The sequence below is a fragment of the Gottschalkia acidurici 9a genome (assembly GCF_000299355.1).
GTDB lineage: Bacteria > Bacillota > Clostridia > Tissierellales > Gottschalkiaceae > Gottschalkia > Gottschalkia acidurici.
The window spans coordinates 1,516,437-1,534,171 of the sequence record NC_018664.1 but is presented as its reverse complement, the minus strand read 5'-3'; the positions used below and the strand labels follow the sequence as shown (position 1 = coordinate 1,534,171).

General features: G+C 28.3%; 17 protein-coding genes. All 17 read right to left on the bottom strand.

Translation table 11 applies throughout. From position 1 onward, the window contains the following. Positions 1–133: 133 nt before the first annotated feature. Positions 134–1,594 (bottom strand): MocR-like pyridoxine biosynthesis transcription factor PdxR, encoded by a 1,461-nt coding sequence (gene pdxR, locus CURI_RS07255; RefSeq protein WP_014967589.1) that lies wholly within the window; start codon positions 1,592–1,594, stop codon positions 134–136. A gap of 30 nt (positions 1,595–1,624) precedes the next feature. Next, positions 1,625–2,212, bottom strand: a complete 588-nt coding sequence (locus tag CURI_RS07250; protein ID WP_014967588.1) for a MerR family transcriptional regulator — start codon at positions 2,210–2,212, stop codon at positions 1,625–1,627. A gap of 130 nt (positions 2,213–2,342) precedes the next feature. Then, positions 2,343–3,338, bottom strand: a complete 996-nt coding sequence (locus tag CURI_RS07245) for a M42 family metallopeptidase (RefSeq protein ID WP_041701636.1) — start codon at positions 3,336–3,338, stop codon at positions 2,343–2,345. Continuing rightward, positions 3,325–4,323 carry a M42 family metallopeptidase gene (locus tag CURI_RS07240; RefSeq protein WP_014967586.1) on the bottom strand — a complete coding sequence of 333 codons (999 nt, stop codon included), beginning with the start codon at positions 4,321–4,323 and terminating at the stop codon, positions 3,325–3,327. The genes CURI_RS07245 and CURI_RS07240 overlap by 14 nt, the downstream gene beginning before the upstream one ends. Then, positions 4,314–5,369 (bottom strand): M42 family metallopeptidase, encoded by a 1,056-nt coding sequence (locus CURI_RS07235; protein WP_014967585.1) that lies wholly within the window; start codon positions 5,367–5,369, stop codon positions 4,314–4,316. The genes CURI_RS07240 and CURI_RS07235 overlap by 10 nt, the downstream gene beginning before the upstream one ends. A gap of 91 nt (positions 5,370–5,460) precedes the next feature. Continuing rightward, complete coding sequence (locus tag CURI_RS07230; protein ID WP_014967584.1) at positions 5,461–6,243, bottom strand: CheR family methyltransferase; 783 nt, start codon at positions 6,241–6,243, stop codon at positions 5,461–5,463. Between the two features lie 102 nt (positions 6,244–6,345). Next, positions 6,346–8,328 (bottom strand): bifunctional 4-hydroxy-3-methylbut-2-enyl diphosphate reductase/30S ribosomal protein S1, encoded by a 1,983-nt coding sequence (locus tag CURI_RS07225; protein WP_014967583.1) that lies wholly within the window; start codon positions 8,326–8,328, stop codon positions 6,346–6,348. A gap of 33 nt (positions 8,329–8,361) precedes the next feature. Beyond that, positions 8,362–8,940: a lysophospholipid acyltransferase family protein gene (locus CURI_RS07220; RefSeq protein ID WP_014967582.1), complete on the bottom strand. Its 579-nt coding sequence runs from the start codon at positions 8,938–8,940 to the stop codon at positions 8,362–8,364. Position 8,941: 1 nt separating this feature from the next. Then, positions 8,942–9,598 (bottom strand): (d)CMP kinase, encoded by a 657-nt coding sequence (gene cmk / locus CURI_RS07215; RefSeq protein ID WP_014967581.1) that lies wholly within the window; start codon positions 9,596–9,598, stop codon positions 8,942–8,944. Between the two features lie 708 nt (positions 9,599–10,306). Then, positions 10,307–11,536: a BaiN/RdsA family NAD(P)/FAD-dependent oxidoreductase gene (locus CURI_RS07210; RefSeq protein WP_014967580.1), complete on the bottom strand. Its 1,230-nt coding sequence runs from the start codon at positions 11,534–11,536 to the stop codon at positions 10,307–10,309. A 2-nt stretch (positions 11,537–11,538) separates the two neighbouring features. Then, on the bottom strand, positions 11,539–12,150 hold the full coding sequence (locus tag CURI_RS07205; RefSeq protein WP_014967579.1) for a histidine phosphatase family protein: 612 nt from the start codon (positions 12,148–12,150) through the stop codon (positions 11,539–11,541). Positions 12,151–12,308: 158 nt separating this feature from the next. Continuing rightward, complete coding sequence (locus CURI_RS07200; RefSeq protein ID WP_014967578.1) at positions 12,309–13,175, bottom strand: MurR/RpiR family transcriptional regulator; 867 nt, start codon at positions 13,173–13,175, stop codon at positions 12,309–12,311. Continuing rightward, positions 13,175–13,765, bottom strand: coding sequence for a tRNA 5-(aminomethyl)-2-thiouridylate-methyltransferase MnmM (gene mnmM / locus CURI_RS07195; protein WP_014967577.1), 591 nt, complete (start codon positions 13,763–13,765; stop codon positions 13,175–13,177). The genes CURI_RS07200 and mnmM overlap by 1 nt, the downstream gene beginning before the upstream one ends. A gap of 3 nt (positions 13,766–13,768) precedes the next feature. Next, entirely contained in the window at positions 13,769–14,200 is a 432-nt protein-coding gene (locus CURI_RS07190) for a GNAT family N-acetyltransferase (RefSeq protein ID WP_014967576.1), read from the bottom strand. A 133-nt stretch (positions 14,201–14,333) separates the two neighbouring features. Then, on the bottom strand, positions 14,334–15,041 hold the full coding sequence (locus CURI_RS07185; protein ID WP_014967575.1) for a pseudouridine synthase: 708 nt from the start codon (positions 15,039–15,041) through the stop codon (positions 14,334–14,336). 36 nt (positions 15,042–15,077) lie between these two features. Then, positions 15,078–15,563, bottom strand: coding sequence for an FAD-dependent oxidoreductase (locus tag CURI_RS07180; protein ID WP_014967574.1), 486 nt, complete (start codon positions 15,561–15,563; stop codon positions 15,078–15,080). Between the two features lie 922 nt (positions 15,564–16,485). Further along, positions 16,486–17,244, bottom strand: a complete 759-nt coding sequence (locus tag CURI_RS07175; protein WP_014967573.1) for a class I SAM-dependent methyltransferase — start codon at positions 17,242–17,244, stop codon at positions 16,486–16,488. Between the last annotated feature and the right edge of the window lie 491 nt (positions 17,245–17,735).

Sequence of the window (17,735 nt, the reverse complement as noted above, 5' to 3'; positions counted from 1 at the left end):
TAATTAAGTAATCATATTTAGAAAGTAAGATATTGCTATATATCTAATCTATAAAAATCTTTTTTATTATACTAGACAAATAAAGACCATAACTACACTAATTTACATGCAGCTATGATCTTCATAGGGTTTATTAAATAAATGTATTATACATTTCTACGGATGGTCTTATACGTTTATATTCTTCTAAAAATTCCTCTATAATTTTGGAAAGTTTATTTATTCCTAATCTTATCTCATCACAATCTAGAGATGCCACACTTAATCTAAAGTGCTCATTGTCTGTTTGATTTACATTAAAAGCTGAGCCTGGAGCTATAGATAAGTTATTCTGCAAACATTTTTTATATAGTTCATTTGAAGAATATCCGTCAGGTAACGAAAACCAAAAGTTTAGACCCCCTTTTGGTAATATATATTTTATATCTTTAGGCATATACTCTTTTACACTTTCCACCATCACAGTAAACCTATTCATATATTCAACACTTATATACTCAAGATTCTTTTTCCATTTTCCGCTAGATAAATAGACATCAAAGGATCTTTGAATGAGTCCAGATGTTGATATATCAGAAATATGCTTAGCAGAAAGAACTTCATTGTATATAGCTCTAGGAATTACCATGAAAGCTAGTCGCAATCCTGGCATGGCTATTTTAGAAAAACTTTTTAAATATATAACTCTATCATCCTTATCTAACGATTTTAAAGTTTGATTATCATCATTATTGAAAGATAAATCACTAAGGAAATCATCTTCTATTATATAAAAATCGTATTTACTAGCCAACTCTAGTAACTGATACTTTTTATTCACAGAATACGAATATCCCGTGGGATTTTGAAAAATAGGCATTACATAAATAAATTTAGGTCTAAAGCTTCTAAGTTTGTTTTCAAGATCTCTTATGTCTAAACCATCTTCCTCTAAATTAATTTCTATAACCCTAGCAGATCTAGACTTAAAGACAGCAATAGCACCAGAATAAGTAGGGTTTTCTGTAAATACTATATCACCATAGTCTATCAATGCTTTAGATAAAATATCTATCCCTTGCTGAGCTCCTGATATAATTTGAATATTATCTTCTGAAGTACTTATACCATATTCACTTAAATAGTTTTTAATGGAATTTCTTAGAGGATAGTATCCTTGGCTTTCTTGATACGTAAAAGCCATTCCTTTATCTCTATCTAGCACCTGATTAATAGCTATTTTAATATCCTCTATAGGAAACAAATCTTCAGTAGGAGCAGTGCTTACAAAGTTAATTATATTATTTTCTTCCTTTGTTGAACTTCCATCATCATCTCTAAACGCTAAAGATCTATTCTTATTTAATATATCTTGCACAAATGTACCACTACCTACTTTTTTATATACATATCCTTTTTGTTCTAATAAATTATATGTATTTACTATAGTTACATTATTAACATCTAGTTGCTTAGCCAAATGTCTTATAGTAGGAAGCTTTGAATGTGGTTCTATATTTCCTTCTAATAGTAATTGTTTAATTTTTTTATACAACTGAATATACAAGTACTCGTCACTTTGTTTATCTAATTGTATGTTCTCTAGTTTTTCCATTGATTTTCCTCCACATATGTTAGACCATAGTTACTTTACTTTAAATAATCTTTTTAAAAAACTTTTACTATTTTGCTGCTCTTTTTCTAACTCTTTTTTTATTCTATCCAACTCATATGCGTTTTCCTGTACTTTTAGTTTAAGCTTAGCATTTTCACAGATTAAAACATCACGTTCCTTGCTGTTTATATCTGTTCTTAATTGCACAACCTCTTCCTTGAGTTCACCTATAGCTTTCAAATTCTCATCATTAATACTAATAATATTAGGAGCTATCTCTTCTACTATTATTTCTTTGAATATTTCAAACATCTCTTCTTGATTTAAAGCAAGCTCAGTGTCATTTTTAACTAAAGACGTAGCTGCTATCTCATCTTCTACTAGCATTTCTGGCGAATCAAGAATTAGTTTTATTTGTTTATTTGAGAAACCTTTTTCTTGTAAAGTTTTTATATAGTTAAAGGTCTCAATTTCTTTATAAGTATAGTATCTATGGTTAACGCCATTTCTAGGAACTTCAATGTCAAATTCCTTTTCGTAGTATCTAAGCACATGAGTAGGATAGTCAGTTATCTCTGATATTTCTGATATTGTATATTCTTTGTCTGTATCGAACATGTTTCAGTCCCCCTTTTGAAACCTCTATACTTAAGTATTCTTTATTAAAATAGATTTTCCTCTAGTAGTTTTCCACTATTAATCATCATGTTTCGATACATTGAAACATTAAATACGAATATTTTATTTATTATATATCTATATCCTTTTCTAATATTGACACTAATAGCTTTATACAGCTAATAATATCTTCTTTAAACGCAGTTTCATTCGGGCTATGAATATATCTAGTAGGTACGGATATAGCACCTGTAAGAACCCCTTCTCTAGATAGGTGTATTGCTCCTGAGTCTGTACCTCCATATTCGAGAACTTCTATTTGATAAGGTATACTATTTTCCTTTGCAACCTCTACCATAAAATTCTTAACTTTAGGATTAACAACTATACTATTATCTTTTGCTTTTATAGCAGCTCCCTTACCAAGACTAACAGCAAATCTTGTAGCTCCTGGAGTATCTCCACTTCCAGTTACATCTAAAGATATCCCTATATCTGGATTAATAGAATAAGAAGATGTTTTAGCTCCTCTAAGCCCTAGTTCTTCTTGAACAGTGAATGTAAAATATATATCATTTTTGTTAGTAGATAGTTTTTTAATAGCTTCTATGGCTATGTAGCACCCTACTCTATCATCTATTCCACCCGAAACCACTCTAGTATCGTCTTCTATGTATTCACTATGATACACACACGAATCACCTATGCTAATAAGCTTCTCAGCATCTTCTTTACTACTTACTCCAATGTCTATATACATATCATCCAGCTTTATTTTCCTAGCTCTTTTTTCTTCTGCATATAAAACTCCTATAGTTCCATTTTTAAATATAACCTTTTGCCCTAAAGATATTAGTGGCGAAATTCCACCAATGTTTGTGAATCTTAAAAACCCCTCTTTTTCTATATCTGTAATCATCAATCCAATTTGATCCATGTGAGCCGCAATCATTACTTTTTTTCCAGTTCCTTTTTTATGACATATCAAATTTCCAAGATTATCTACTTTTATCTCATCAACATATCCTTTAATCTCTTCCTTTATAACCTCTGTTATGTTTTCTTCATCACCAGACGGAGAATATGAAGATAGTAGTTTTTTAAATAGTTTACTATTCATTTCCATTATTATTACCTCCTAATAATTTAAGTGTTTCTATTAATAACTTCTCTGTATTGTTTATATCTTGAGTACTCATTACATTAACTGGAGAAAATTCATATCTACAAGGAATAGATATTCTCGCTATTTTAGATCCATTGCCGGAAGTTTGTATTTTATTAGCATCCGAAGAGCTGCAGTCAAAACCAGACAGTTGATAGTCTATATTATTATCCTTAGCAATACTTGCAAGCTTCTCAGTTAAATCCCTACTAAAATGAGTTCTATTTTCCATAAAAGATATTATGGGACCATTATTAAGAGATTTTTCCTTGAAAGAACTATCTAAAATTATATTAATATCAGGATTTATATAATAGTTAGCTGGTTCTCCACCAAATATACCTATTTCTTTCATAACAGAAAATACTGCGTAGAAAGATATATCGCTATTTCTTTTTATAGTATCTATTAATATATTACAGCCTGCCCTATTATCTAGAGCCTTACCCTTTACTAAATTATCTCCAAAATCTATAAAATTACTATCAAAAGATACGTAGTCACCAATATTAATTAACTTTTCTGACTCTTCTTTACTACTACTCCCTATATCTATGTATAGCTGATTATATTCTAATGACTTTTTACGCTCATCTTTTTTTTGAAGATGTATTGGTTTAGCTCCTATAACTCCCTTTATTTTATTATCTCCTACTAATACAGGCTTGGATATCAATACTCTACTATCAATATCTCCAACAAGTGTAAATCCTAGTAATCCTTCAGAATTTATTTTGTTTATCATAAGGCCAACTTCATCCATATGTGCAGATACTACAATTTTAGTTTCATTCTCCATTAGTCCTTTTTTATAAGCTATTATATTTCCTAATCTATCAACTTTAATATCAGCAACATAGTCTTTAATCTCATTTATTATAAAATCTCTAACTTCTTTTTCATTTCCCGATACGCCATTTAATTCAGATAATTTTCTTAATAGCATAGTAATCCCTCCAAGTTATCACTTGTAATACTAGATATGAATGTGGCTAATAGCTTTCCAGAAGTCTTAACATCCGTTAAATTAACTACCTCTGTAGACGTATGCATATATTTTAAAGGTATAGAAATAAGCAATGTTGGTATTCCACATCTAGTTATTTGTATAGCTCTTGCATCTGTACCAGTTGGACCTGGATCAATTTCATACTGGAAAGGAACATTATATTCTTTACACACTTCAATTAGCTTAGCTCTTAATTTTGTATGTATGTTTCCACCTATTGTTATTCCAGGACCTTTTCCTAATTCTAAAGTTCGCTCTTTAGGAAGTTCTGGTGTATATCCAAAGCTCACATCTATAGCTATTCCTATATCCGGGTTTATTGCAAATGTACTCGTAGTTGCCCCTCTAGTTCCTACTTCTTCTTGAACAGTTCCTACAAAATATACGTCTGATTGATGTCTAAATTTATTTAACTCTTTAGCGCATTCGTACATAACTCCTATACAAGCCCTATCATCTAGAGCTTTTCCACTTATATTATTGTTTTTAAGCTCTATCAATTCTCTTTTTACTGTAACTACATCACCTATCTGTACCAGTTCTTTAGCATCTTTTTCATTAAATCCAATGTCTATTTTTAAGTCATCAATTCCTAAAGCTTTACTAGTATCTTCATATGCCTTAATAGACTTTGCAGGAACTATTACTCCAAAAACTTTATCTTTCCCATGAATTATTACTTCTTGATATAGAAGAACTCTTGGATCAAAACCACCAATTGTAGTAAAGTATAAAAATCCGTCTTCATCTATATCTTTTATCATAAGCCCTATTTCATCCATATGTGCAGCTAGCATTATCTTTATATTTTTAGAATTATTTTCACCTTTTTTTATGCATATTGTATTATATAAAGAATCCACATAAGTTTCATCGCAATGCTCATTGAAAGTATCTCTTACTAAAGTAGATATATTTTCTTCGTATCCTGAAACACCATGATTATTGCTTAGTTTCTGTATAAATTCTTTTAAATCTTTCATTGTTTCTCCTCCTTAGAACACGATTATATAGTTGTCTCAACTTAAAAGACCAGTAATCTACTGGCCTTTTAAACTATGTATCTAATATACTCTAACTATTATGTGTAGTTTTTTCATAAAAAAACATTTTAGATGACTTTAAATTATATCTTTCAGGCATTATTATTTGTTCTGTACTCCCTACAAACAGTATTCCGTCATCTGTTAAAGCATCATGGAACTTTTTATATATTAAATCTTTAGCCTCTTCTGTGAAGTATATAAGAACATTTCTACAAAGTATAAGATTATATCCACTAGGATACTTATCTTCTAGTAAATTCATTTGTTTAAAATCAACGCAATTCTTAACTATATCTTTCACTTTAAAAGATGTTCCAACCTTATCAAAAAATTTAGTTTTAAAGTCTAATGGAAGATTCTGAAGACTCTTCTCACTATAAACTCCCATCTTAGCTTTTTGAATAGCACCAAGATCTATATCAGTGGCTGTTATCTTTATGTCCTTTATATCATAGAACTTCGATAAAAGCATAACTAGAGAGTATGGCTCTTCACCAGTAGAACAAGCACTACTCCAAACATTAAGTTTTCTATTACTTTTAACAAGTTTAGGAAGCAAGTCTTTCTCTAGTGTATTCCATTGGGCAGGATTCCTATAAAATTCCGACACATTTATAGTAAGATAATTTATAAATTCATCAAACAATTTTTTATCTTTTTTTATAGACTCAAAGTAGCTATCAAAATCTTTATAACCGTTTCTATTTCCCAAGGAAGTTATTCTTCTCTTCATTTGCTTTTCCTTGTATAAAGACAAGTTAATACCTGTCAGTGTATACACTTTGCTTTTGAACGATTCATATTTATCCATGTCTTCACATCCTATTTATTATAGCATAATTCTATTATACCAAAAAAAAGCACTGTGGCAATATCTATACCACAGTATAAGCTTTTAAGTTTGATTATTTTTTTATTTATCTTGTGTATCTTTTATATTTAAAATATCCCCTATTGTGAAATTATCTTCTTCATTATATTTATCTAAATATTCACTTGTTGAAGTATCCGCTTCTTTTATACTCAGTTCCATTTTTCTTTCATCAGGACTTATGTTTAGAATTTTTACCTTTACAGTGTCATTCATGTTAAGTACATCTGAAGGTTTAGATATGTTTTCATATGTGATTTGAGATATATGAACTAAACCGTCTACTCCAGGCTCTAGCTCTATAAATGCTCCAAAGTTTGATAGCCTCACAACTTTACCTTCCACTATATCTCCTATCTTGTATTTACTAACTGCACTTTCCCAAGGGTGAGGAATTAATTGTTTTACTCCAAGGGAAATTCTATTTTTTTCTTTATCAAGATCTAAAATAACAACTTCTATTTCATCATCTACATTCACTACCTCCGATGGATGTTTTAAACGTGACCATGACAAGTCTGAAATATGCGCTAGTCCATCTACTCCGCCTATATCTATGAATGCTCCAAAGTCAGCTAATCTCTTTATCTTTCCATTTAATTTTTGACCTTTTTTTATTTTAGACCATACTCTTTCTTTAGTATTTTCTATTTCTTCAGATTCAATTATTTTTCTCGACATAACTATACGATTCTTTTCTTTATTAAACTCTATAATTTTAACATCTAGCTCTCTTCCTATAAGTGAATTCAAATCTTTTATGAACTTATTTGACACTTGAGAAGCAGGTATAAATCCTCTTAATCCTTTCACATTTACTACAATTCCACCATTTACAACTTCAGTAACTTTTACAGTTATAATATCCTCATTCTTATAGTTACCTTCTAAATCTTGCCAGCTCTTTTTATTGTCTACTCTTTTCTTAGAAAGTAATACATTACCCTCTCCATCATTTATTTCAAGTACAAGTACATCTATTTGTTCCCCTATCTTAACTACTTCATATGGATTCGTGTTTAAATCATTAGTTAGTTCTTGCTTAGTAATTATGCCATCAGACTTATATCCTATGTTAACTACTACCTCTTCCCCTATAGATATAACTTGTCCTTTTACAATATCGCCTTTACTTATATTTTTAAAACTATTCTCTAACAATGCCGCCATATCATTATTATCTTCTGAAATATTAACCATTTTATCATATACCTCCTCTATTATCCATGTAGGCGTAGACGCTCCAGCTGTAATTCCTATTTTATCATGTTTTTTTAGTGCGTCTAAAGGTAACTCATCAGCAGTCTCTACATGATACACATTTTTACAATACATTTTACTGATTTCCACCAGCTTTTGAGTATTCGAACTATGATATCCGCCTATAACTATCATCGCATCAACTTCTTGTGAAACATCTTTACATGAATTCTGACGAATATGCGTAGCATTACATATAGTATTACATATTTCAACATCAGTTGATTTTTTTGATACTAATTCAGATAACGTTTCAAACTTTTCATTAGTTATAGTAGTTTGTGCTACTATACAAATTTGATCTAAGCTAGGAATTTTATTTACATCTTCTTCACTATTTACTATATACGCCTTATTATTACACCAACCATTTATACCTATGACTTCAGGATGATTGCGATCACCTATTATAACCACATTTTTACCTTTATTATAGCACTCATTTACTTTTTTTTGTATTTTTCTAACAAAAAGACATGTACAATCTACAATATCTAACTGTCTTTCTTCTGCAATATCATATATATCTAAAGGAACACCATGTGATCTTATAATTACTTTACCTTTACCTACATCGTATATACTATCTATAACCTCTAATCCGGTTTTTTTTAGTTCCTCTATAGCTTGATTATTGTGTATTAGTGGGCCTAATGAATATACATTTTTATTGTCGTTGGTATTTTGAAATATATTCATAGTGGTATCTATAGCATTTTTAACTCCAAAACAAAATCCAGAATTTTTTGCAATAAGTACTTTCAAGTTAATACCTCCTACTTTATAAATTTAAAAAAATTATTTTAAATCATAGATTTCTTTTAATATTAATTCACTTAAGTTTTTATATTGATCTGTATCTATTTTCTGATCATAATATTCATTAAAACTTATTGGCTTTCCAATAGTTAATTTTAACTTCTTAAAAAGCTTGTACTCTGTATCAATATATATGGGTATAATTGGAGATTTAGACTTTATTGCAATCATAGCTATACCTGGCTTGCTATTATTATCATTCACATCATGAACTCTAGTTCCTTGTGGAAACATTGCAAATGCATCATCTTTATTTAATATTTTAATAGCCATTTTAATGGCACTTAATCCCCCTTTATCTCTATCAACCGGAAATGCTCCTAAATTTTTTATCAAAAATCCTAATACTTTTTTTTCAAATAGCTCTTTTTTAGCCATATAGTTTAATTTTCTAGGTGATATAGCTGCTAAAACTAAAGGATCTAATAAACTGACATGATTAGAACATATAATAACTCTTCCTTTTAAAGGTACATTTTCTAATCCCTCTATATCCATCTTATACATTATTCTAAAAATAAAGTTAAACAATGTACATGTAATCTTATAGAAATACATTTTAATTATCCTTCTTAATTATACTTAATATTGTATCTACCACATCGTCGATACTTTTATTTGTTGTATCTATTTCTATAGCGTCATGACTCTTGATAAGTGGCGATATTTCTCTAGTCTTATCTATTTCATCTCTTTTTTCTATTTCTTTTTTTATGGTTTCAAGTTCAACTGTATCAGAGTTAGCTTTTAATTCATTAAATCGCCTTAATGCTCTTTCTTCCACAGACGCATTTAAGAAAAATTTATATTTAGAATTAGGTAACACAGATGTTCCTATATCTCGTCCATCCATAATTATATCTTTATTCTTAGCTATATCTTTTTGTAATTGAACAAGCCTTTCCCTAACTTCTTTTATTTTAGCTACTATGGATACTTTATTACTAATTTGATTGTTTCTAATTTCATCATCTACTACTAACCCGTCTAAATATATATGATTGTCGCTAAAGTCTATAGAAGTGTCATTTAGTACAGATGATATAGTTTTGAAATCTTCTAAATCTATATTATTTTTAATTAGTTTTAGTGTAAATGCTCTATACATTGCACCTGTATCTATGTAGTCAATATTAAGTTTTTTAGCTATAATTTTAGCTATTGTGCTTTTTCCAGCACCAGCAGGCCCATCTATAGCTATAGATATATTTTTCATGATTTGTAGTCCTCCCTATAACAATATAGTACATTCATTATAATAAATTATATGTTTAGCATCAGCATAATCTTTCTTTGGTACTCTTAATTTAAATGTTTGTATAAAATTTATTAATTATTAAAAGAATAGAATTTTACATTAATTATATATATGTTTTTATTAAAGTAAAATTTCTATTCTCTCATAATCTTAGCATTATTATAACATGAAATATCTATTCTAAAAGTAAAATAAATTTATTAACTTTAAATATCTTTAGCAGCAATACAAATTAGTGAATATATGTATTTCAAATTTTTTTCACTATAATATAGTAAGAAACAAGAAAATTTGTGTTCTACAGATCTAATAAATTAAAAATAGGGTCTATAGCTTAATAAATTAAAAGTATTACTGAAAGCCTTTCAAATATAATAATTATAAAGATATATTTTTTTCAGAGATAATACCAGAGTAGAATTTGATATGAATTTAAGCAATATTTATATAAGTTAAGATTTAAAACAGATTAACATCTACTCATACTAGTCTATATAAAGTATGTATTCTGAAAATTAAATAGATTAATAGAATAATAGACACACTTAAAGAATGTAGGAACTTCCGTATTCTTATTCTCTACATTCTTTAGTTTATCATATTTATATTTAAGTATGATTTAACTATATTTAAAATTCTATGTCATTTAGCTTGTGATTCTTGTACTTAACAATTTAATCCAGCTATATATCCTGTCGAGTATGCAATCTGAAGATTAAATCCTCCTGTAAGAGCATCTACATCTATAACTTCTCCTGCAAAATATAAACCTGAAACTATTTTAGATTCCATAGTAGAAGAGTCAATTTCTAAAGTAGATACTCCTCCCGAAGTAACTATCGCTTCATTCAAAGGTCTAAACTTGGAAAAGGTTAACTTAAAACCTTTTAAAAGTTTAATTAAATTTTTCCTTTCTTCTTTGGTTATCTGATTTACAAATTTATCTTCAGGTATTTCTGATAATCTTACAATTATCGGTATCAATTTAATAGGTAATAAATCATCTAGAGAATTCTTAAATTGCTTTTTAGAATATTTTTCAAAATCATTTATTATTCTATTCTCTAGCTTTTGCTCATCTAAAGCTGGTTTCAAGTCTATAACTATCTCAATATTTGTATTATTGCTTGTGTATTTATTTATATAGTTACTCATAGTCAGAACAATAGGCCCAGAAATACCATAATGGGTAAATAGCATTTCTCCGAAATCTTCAAACACTTTTTTATTATTCACATATGAATATATTCTTACATTTTTAAGAGAAAGACCCTGTAACTCTTTTATAAATGATTCTTTAACTTCACATGGAACTAAAGCTGGTTTTAAATTCTTTATTGTGTGATTAAAGTTCTTAGCGAAAACATAACCATCTCCAGTTGAGCCTGTTTGCTCATAAGATTTTCCTCCTGTAGCTATTATCACCTTATCAAAACTTTCTATTTTTCCATTTGGGAATTCTATAAAGAATAATTCATTGTTTTTAACTATTTTTTTTACTTCTTGATTTAATTTTATTTTTACATTGTTTTCTTTTAAATATCTTTCTAATGCCTTAATTACATCACTAGATTTATCACTTTCAGGAAATACCCTGTTTCCTCTTTCAGTCTTTACCTTTACTCCGTAATTATTTAGAAGATTTATAATATCTTGATTTGTGAAAGTATAGAATGAGCTATATAAAAAAGTATTATTGTTAACTACATTTTCTATAAGAACCTCTATATCCGCATTATTTGTAATGTTACATCTACCTTTTCCTGTTATAAACATCTTCCTGCCTAGCTTCTCATTTTTTTCAAATATTGTTACACTTTTCCCAAGGGATCCTGCGGTTCCAGCTGCTATCATTCCTGCTGGTCCCCCTCCTATCACTGCTACTTTTTCTGACAAAATTAATCCTCCCTAACATGATTTGTATCATTTAAAACTTTTATTACTGGCGAAAACTCCCTAAATTCTATGATACTTAAACCTACATTTCCAATAGTTATTTTATTATATTTTGAAATATCTATATCTAATATACCTAATATTAATGCTTTTATAGCTGTTCCATGAGATACAAGTAATATATTCTTATTAGGGTTTCTCATTATTAAATCATTTACAGTTTTCAACATTCTGTCTTGTAATTCCGAAAGCTTTTCAGCCGTTTCAAGATTTAGCTTATGAGGTTCTTTTCTCCATAAACTGTATTCTTCTTCATAGTCTTTTTTTATTTCATCTAAGTTTAGTCCTTGCCAAATTCCAAAGTTTATTTCTCTAAGTCCTTCAACTTTGTTTATATCTAATTTTAGCTTATTACCTACTATCTTAGCAGTTTCATAGGCTCGTTTTAAATCACTAGTATATATTAAGTCTATTTCTTCATTATACAGCCTATCAGCAGCTTGCTTAGCTTGTTTAATACCTTTATCTGTTAATTCAGTATCTTCTTGCCCTTGAACTTTGTTTAATATATTCCATTCAGATTGTCCATGTCTAAGTAAATATAATTTGGTCATATAAGCCTCCTTTAATAAATATAGTATTATTATATCAATTTAATAATATTAATCTAGTTATTTTTAGCAATCAATTATGATGATATTCTTCGTCATTAATTCATTTAAAATAGAGAAGTCACTCTTATAAATAAATCTTATAAAAATGACTTCTCTATCTATAGCTTTCTATCATATATATTATATTCTTCCCATATATTTTCTAGTTCTTGAAAGTATTCCGCCACCTCATTCTTTACTCTCATACCTATTGAAACTATTAATGCATTTATAAGACTCATCGGAGCTACCAATGAATCTACAAAGGAAACCATATTGTTCCTTGCAAATAATGTTAAGTGTGCAATACTCGTTATAGGAGACGCCTCACTATCAGTTATTCCTATGACTTTGCATCCCTGATCTCTGACATATTTCAATGCATCCAAGGTTCTCCTCGAATACCTTGGATAACTTATACCTATAACCACATCATCTTTAGTGACTCTTATAAGTTGTTCAAATATATCACTTATTCCTAAGTTCACTACCTTTACATCATCCAATATTACACCTAAGTAAAATCCTAGATATGAAGAAAGTGCATTAGAGCTACGAAGACCTAATATATAAACTTTTTTTGCTTTAAGAATACTATTAACTACCTCTTCAAATATCTCGGTATCTATATCATCTATAGTATGTCTTATGTTCTCCATATCAGTCTTTAGTATTTTCCTTACACCTATATTTTTGTTAGAATAGTCATCTTGAGACATACTTAATCTCTGTACAGTAGTTAACTTACTTTTTATTAACTCTTGTAATTCACTTTGAAGATTAGGGTAACCATCATATCCCATTGTATTAGCAAATCTTACTACTGTAGATTCACTTATTCCTACTACTTGACCTAATCTTGCCGCTGTCATAAATGCTGCCTTATCATAGTTAGATATTATATAATTTGCTATAAGTTTTTGGCCTTTACTTAAGTCCTCAAACTTTTCTTTAATTAAATTTATTAAGTCAATTTTCTCTTCCATTATCTCATTTCCTTTAAAAAGCTCATATTTTTTTCAATGGCATAAAGTATTGGTGGATTATTTATCTGATTTATAAACTCAAATTTTAAAGTATTAAATTTTTTCTGACTCAATTCTTTAAGTAGTTCATCTATATATCTCTTCTCTACTTTCCCTTCATAGTGTCCATGATATACTGCTAGAAGCATAATTCCGTTAGGCTTTAGTATAACTAAACTTTTCTTTATAGCCTCTAATGTAGAGTCTTTTCTTGTAACTATAGTATGGTCTCCTCCAGGCAAATATCCTAGGTTAAATATTATAAAATCAACTTCTTTACTTATATAGCAGTCTATTTTTTCATGTCCATCATTTATCAATTCTACCCTATTCTCTAAATTTTCTTGTATTAACCTCTTTTTTGTATTTTTTATAGCTATACTTTGAATATCAAACCCATATACCTTTCCAGTTTCACCTACTAATTCAGCTAATTTTATCGTATCTTGACCATTTCCAACAGTTGCATCTACCACTATGCTACCTTTTTTTACAGTTCTATCAATTATCTCCTTAGCTATACTTATTATACTGTTGAGATGCTTATACAAGTCCTATCTCCCTCCTGAAGATTTACAAGGTCTGTTAAAAAAGCGTTCTAAGTTGACTTCTAATAAATATTCTTCCTCGTGTTCTACATTCTTTAAGTAATTCTTGTTTTTTTCAAATCCTTTTTTAATTAAATAATCATCAATTGTCTTATAGTAAACTCTAGATATATTATTTCTAAAACAATAGTTTAAAGCAGATCGTAATAGCGCATCTCCCAAATCTTGCCCTGTTTCTTTTTTGTCTATTACTATATATTTTAATATTCCTATATCATGATAGCACGTTAACTTACATACACCAACTATTTTATCATCTAAAAGTAAAATATAAGTAACATCGTTATCTTTATGTTCATCATTTATATTATACTGCCTTAATATATTTTTTAAAACTTCTTCTTCTTTTTCTGAGTTTATTTTTCTCGCTATGATCATTTTCTTCCTCCGTTAAATAATTTTGCCTAAAATTCTTTTACTATAATAGCATCTTAGATATATGTAATGATAATTAAATATATATTAAGTTACTACCTCTGATTGATATATAGCTAGAGGTAGTAGCTTTTTCTTACTGCCTTTTTAAGTACTCTATCTCCTTTTTTTCTAAAAACCTCCATTTTCCTAGTGGTATTTTTTTAAGATTAATTTCTCCAATTGCAATTCTTTCTAATTCTATAACTTCATGACCTATTTTTTCACACATTTTTCTTACTTGTCGATTTTTCCCTTCATGAATTTCTATTTCTAATATAGAGTTTCCTTCAAATTCATTAATTATTTTTACCTTTGCTTTAGATGTAATATAATCATCTATCTTGAGTCCTTCTCTAAATTGCTTAAGCTTATGCTCTTTAGGTATACCTTTCACTTTAGCTATATATTTTTTACTTATTTCATGTTTAGGATGTGTAATTTTATATGCAAGATCTCCATCATTTGTTAATAATAGTAGACCAGATGTATCACTATCTAATCTTCCGATTGGATAAACACGCTCTTTAATATCACTTATTAAATCTATTACCGTTTTCCTTCCAAATTGATCTGAAACGGTTGTTATATAGCCAGTTGGTTTATTTAAAGCTATATATACTTTATTTCCTTCAGGTTTTATCCTTTTATCATCTACAGTTATATTATCCTCAAGTGAGTCTATAGATACTCCTAGTTCTTTAACTATAATTCCATTTACTTTAACTCTTCCTTCTTGGATTATTTCTTCTGACTTTCTTCTAGAAGCAACTCCACATTGAGCCATAAATTTTTGTAACCTCATTTTTAACCTTCCTTTATCTGAAAATCTTCAAGTTCATTATACTAATTTTTCTTCATATATTCCAAGTAAATTTAATCCATCTATTTTCTTCCTAATTTCCTCTATGTTTGTAGTATATAATCCTGTAACCTTCATTCTTTCAAAAAATTCTGAACCCGCAAATGTAAATCTTTTCTTAAGTCCATCTTTCGTACCTATGCTCTCATTAGCATAAGCAATAATATCTCCTACTGCAAGATTCCTTGGAAGCTCTAATAGAGGCATTCCTAAACTTAATCTTACACTATTGTGCCCTGCTAAACTTCCTGTAGTTATTGCTTCAGTATGACCTACAAATAAACCTGCTTTTTCTCCACCACACAGTAAGTTATCTAATCCAGCAACTTTCATTTTATTATCTCTTGGAGCTATGGAAAGATATCTAACTGAGTTAGCTTTCCCACCTGAGTAAGGATCTTCATATCTAGCACTTTCTAGTCCTCTTATTTTTCTCAATCTTTCAAGTGGATAAAATGAAGACATTAACTTAGCATGTGCAGTATGAACAAAAGAACAACATTAAAAACACATTTATCAATATAGAAAATATCATCTCCACATTATATTCTACACTATCTAGGTATAATATATCTACTATACTTTGCAAGTTAAGAAAAATGAGTAATACAACTATTAAAGAATTATTAAATGGAACATAAGTAGAACTTATTCCTATAACAAATTTTATTAATAAGTTACAAACAAAAAATACTATCCACAATATTTTAAAATTTTATTCTCACAACATAATTTAACAGCATATTATTTTCCCTAGAATAACTTAGAGTTATTAGTTTAGTCATTACATTTACTAATTAAAATGATATCTATTTATTAAACTATTGCTATTTGTTTCATAGTTTCTCTTTGTCCCTTTCACTTAAAGATTTTAATACAGACTGATATGACATATTTAAAATATTTTCAAGATTTCGTCTGATACATTAACATTTAACTATCTAAAGTTCTAATACTATTTGATCATGTAATATCCTAAATAATATGCTCATATTTTTTCTCAATACTGTCCAATTAAAATAGTGCATTTTGGAATTACAGACTCTCTTTTTTCCTCACCTTTACATTGCATTATTATTACCTTTCGATCCATTATATGTAAATGCCTCAATTCTATCTTTAAATCTTTTTAATCCTTTTCTACAGGCAATACTTATTGATCCATTTACTCTATATAAGCTCCCATATTTATATATGTTTTTATTTATTGTTTACTTTCATATTTTAGTTTTTTATTTATTTATTAAGATATTGAAATATTTATAACAGTAATAGTATTATCTACTTCTTCTGTCAATACACTAATATACTTTTAAATCTAACATAAAATTATAAAATATTTAAAGGGTTTGAATGTTAGATATCAAACCCCTTATTATATAAGTAGCTATTTTATATTTTTACATACTATAATAAATCTGTGTTCAAAACTTTCTACATATGACTTTTGTTTTAGTTCTTTATATAAGTCATATAGTTCATTAAAGCAACTATCTACCGAAAAGTTTGGAAACTCCCACTCTATGATTTTTGCAAAGTATACAATAGAACCAACATCATAAAAATGTAAGTATGGAAAATACTCATTCTTATATATGATGTTAAAGAAGTTTTCTTTTAATTCGTATATAGCATTATCTAAGCTAATGTTCTTAAATTGCGGGTTAAAATCTTTTATTAACCGATTCGAAAGAATTTCATTATTTCTCCCACCAACTTGTTGAGTAATAAATATACCTCTAGGCCTTAATATTCTCTTTATTTCTTTTACATCATACGATTCATGTCTATTTATAATCATGTCAAAAGAATTATCTTTAAAAGGTAAGATTTTATCTTGGTATATTTGGTACACACCAATACCTAGCGGAGCTAGTTTTTCCTTACATACTTTTATATTAAGTTCCCACATCTCTGTAACTGAAGTTTTATTATATGGATGATTTAAAGATAATAAGAATTCTCCTCCACCTGTTCCCATATCAAGTATTTTATATTCTGATTTTAAATACTCTTTTAATATTTTTTTATAGTTCCAAGGTAGCTTTTCATCATACCATCTGCTGTCTAAATAAGAAAAATCCCATCCTTTAAAAACCTTATTCTCTTCCTTCTTCCATATTCTTCTAAGTCTATCACGATTCATAACCCTTTCCTCCCTAATATTATCTGGATACTAAAAAGGACGATGCAGTTACGCTGATAGTAATATTTTTCTTTTCTCGGTACAATATACTATCATTTATATAAACTGCACCGAGTAATTAATTCGTTTTATTCTCATAAGAATTCATCTACTTTTATATAATTAAACTTCATAGATAGTAAAATTATAATATTTATCTTAATTCATTATATCAAACATTTACTGGAAGTCGTATGTAGTATTTGTAAATATTGAAATTCAACAATAAGTAGATCTTAGGATATTAAGATAAAGATATTATATATAGCATATAAGCCATATAAAGAAATTAAGTCTCTCTAAATATCATTTTAACAAATATTATTTTTGTGGAGTAAAAAGAATAATCATTTTTATCATTGTATAACACTTACGTTATGCTCGTATACATATTAAAATTGCCTTATTACATAAAAAAGAGCCTTTGCTGCTTAGACCCTTTTTTAAATTAA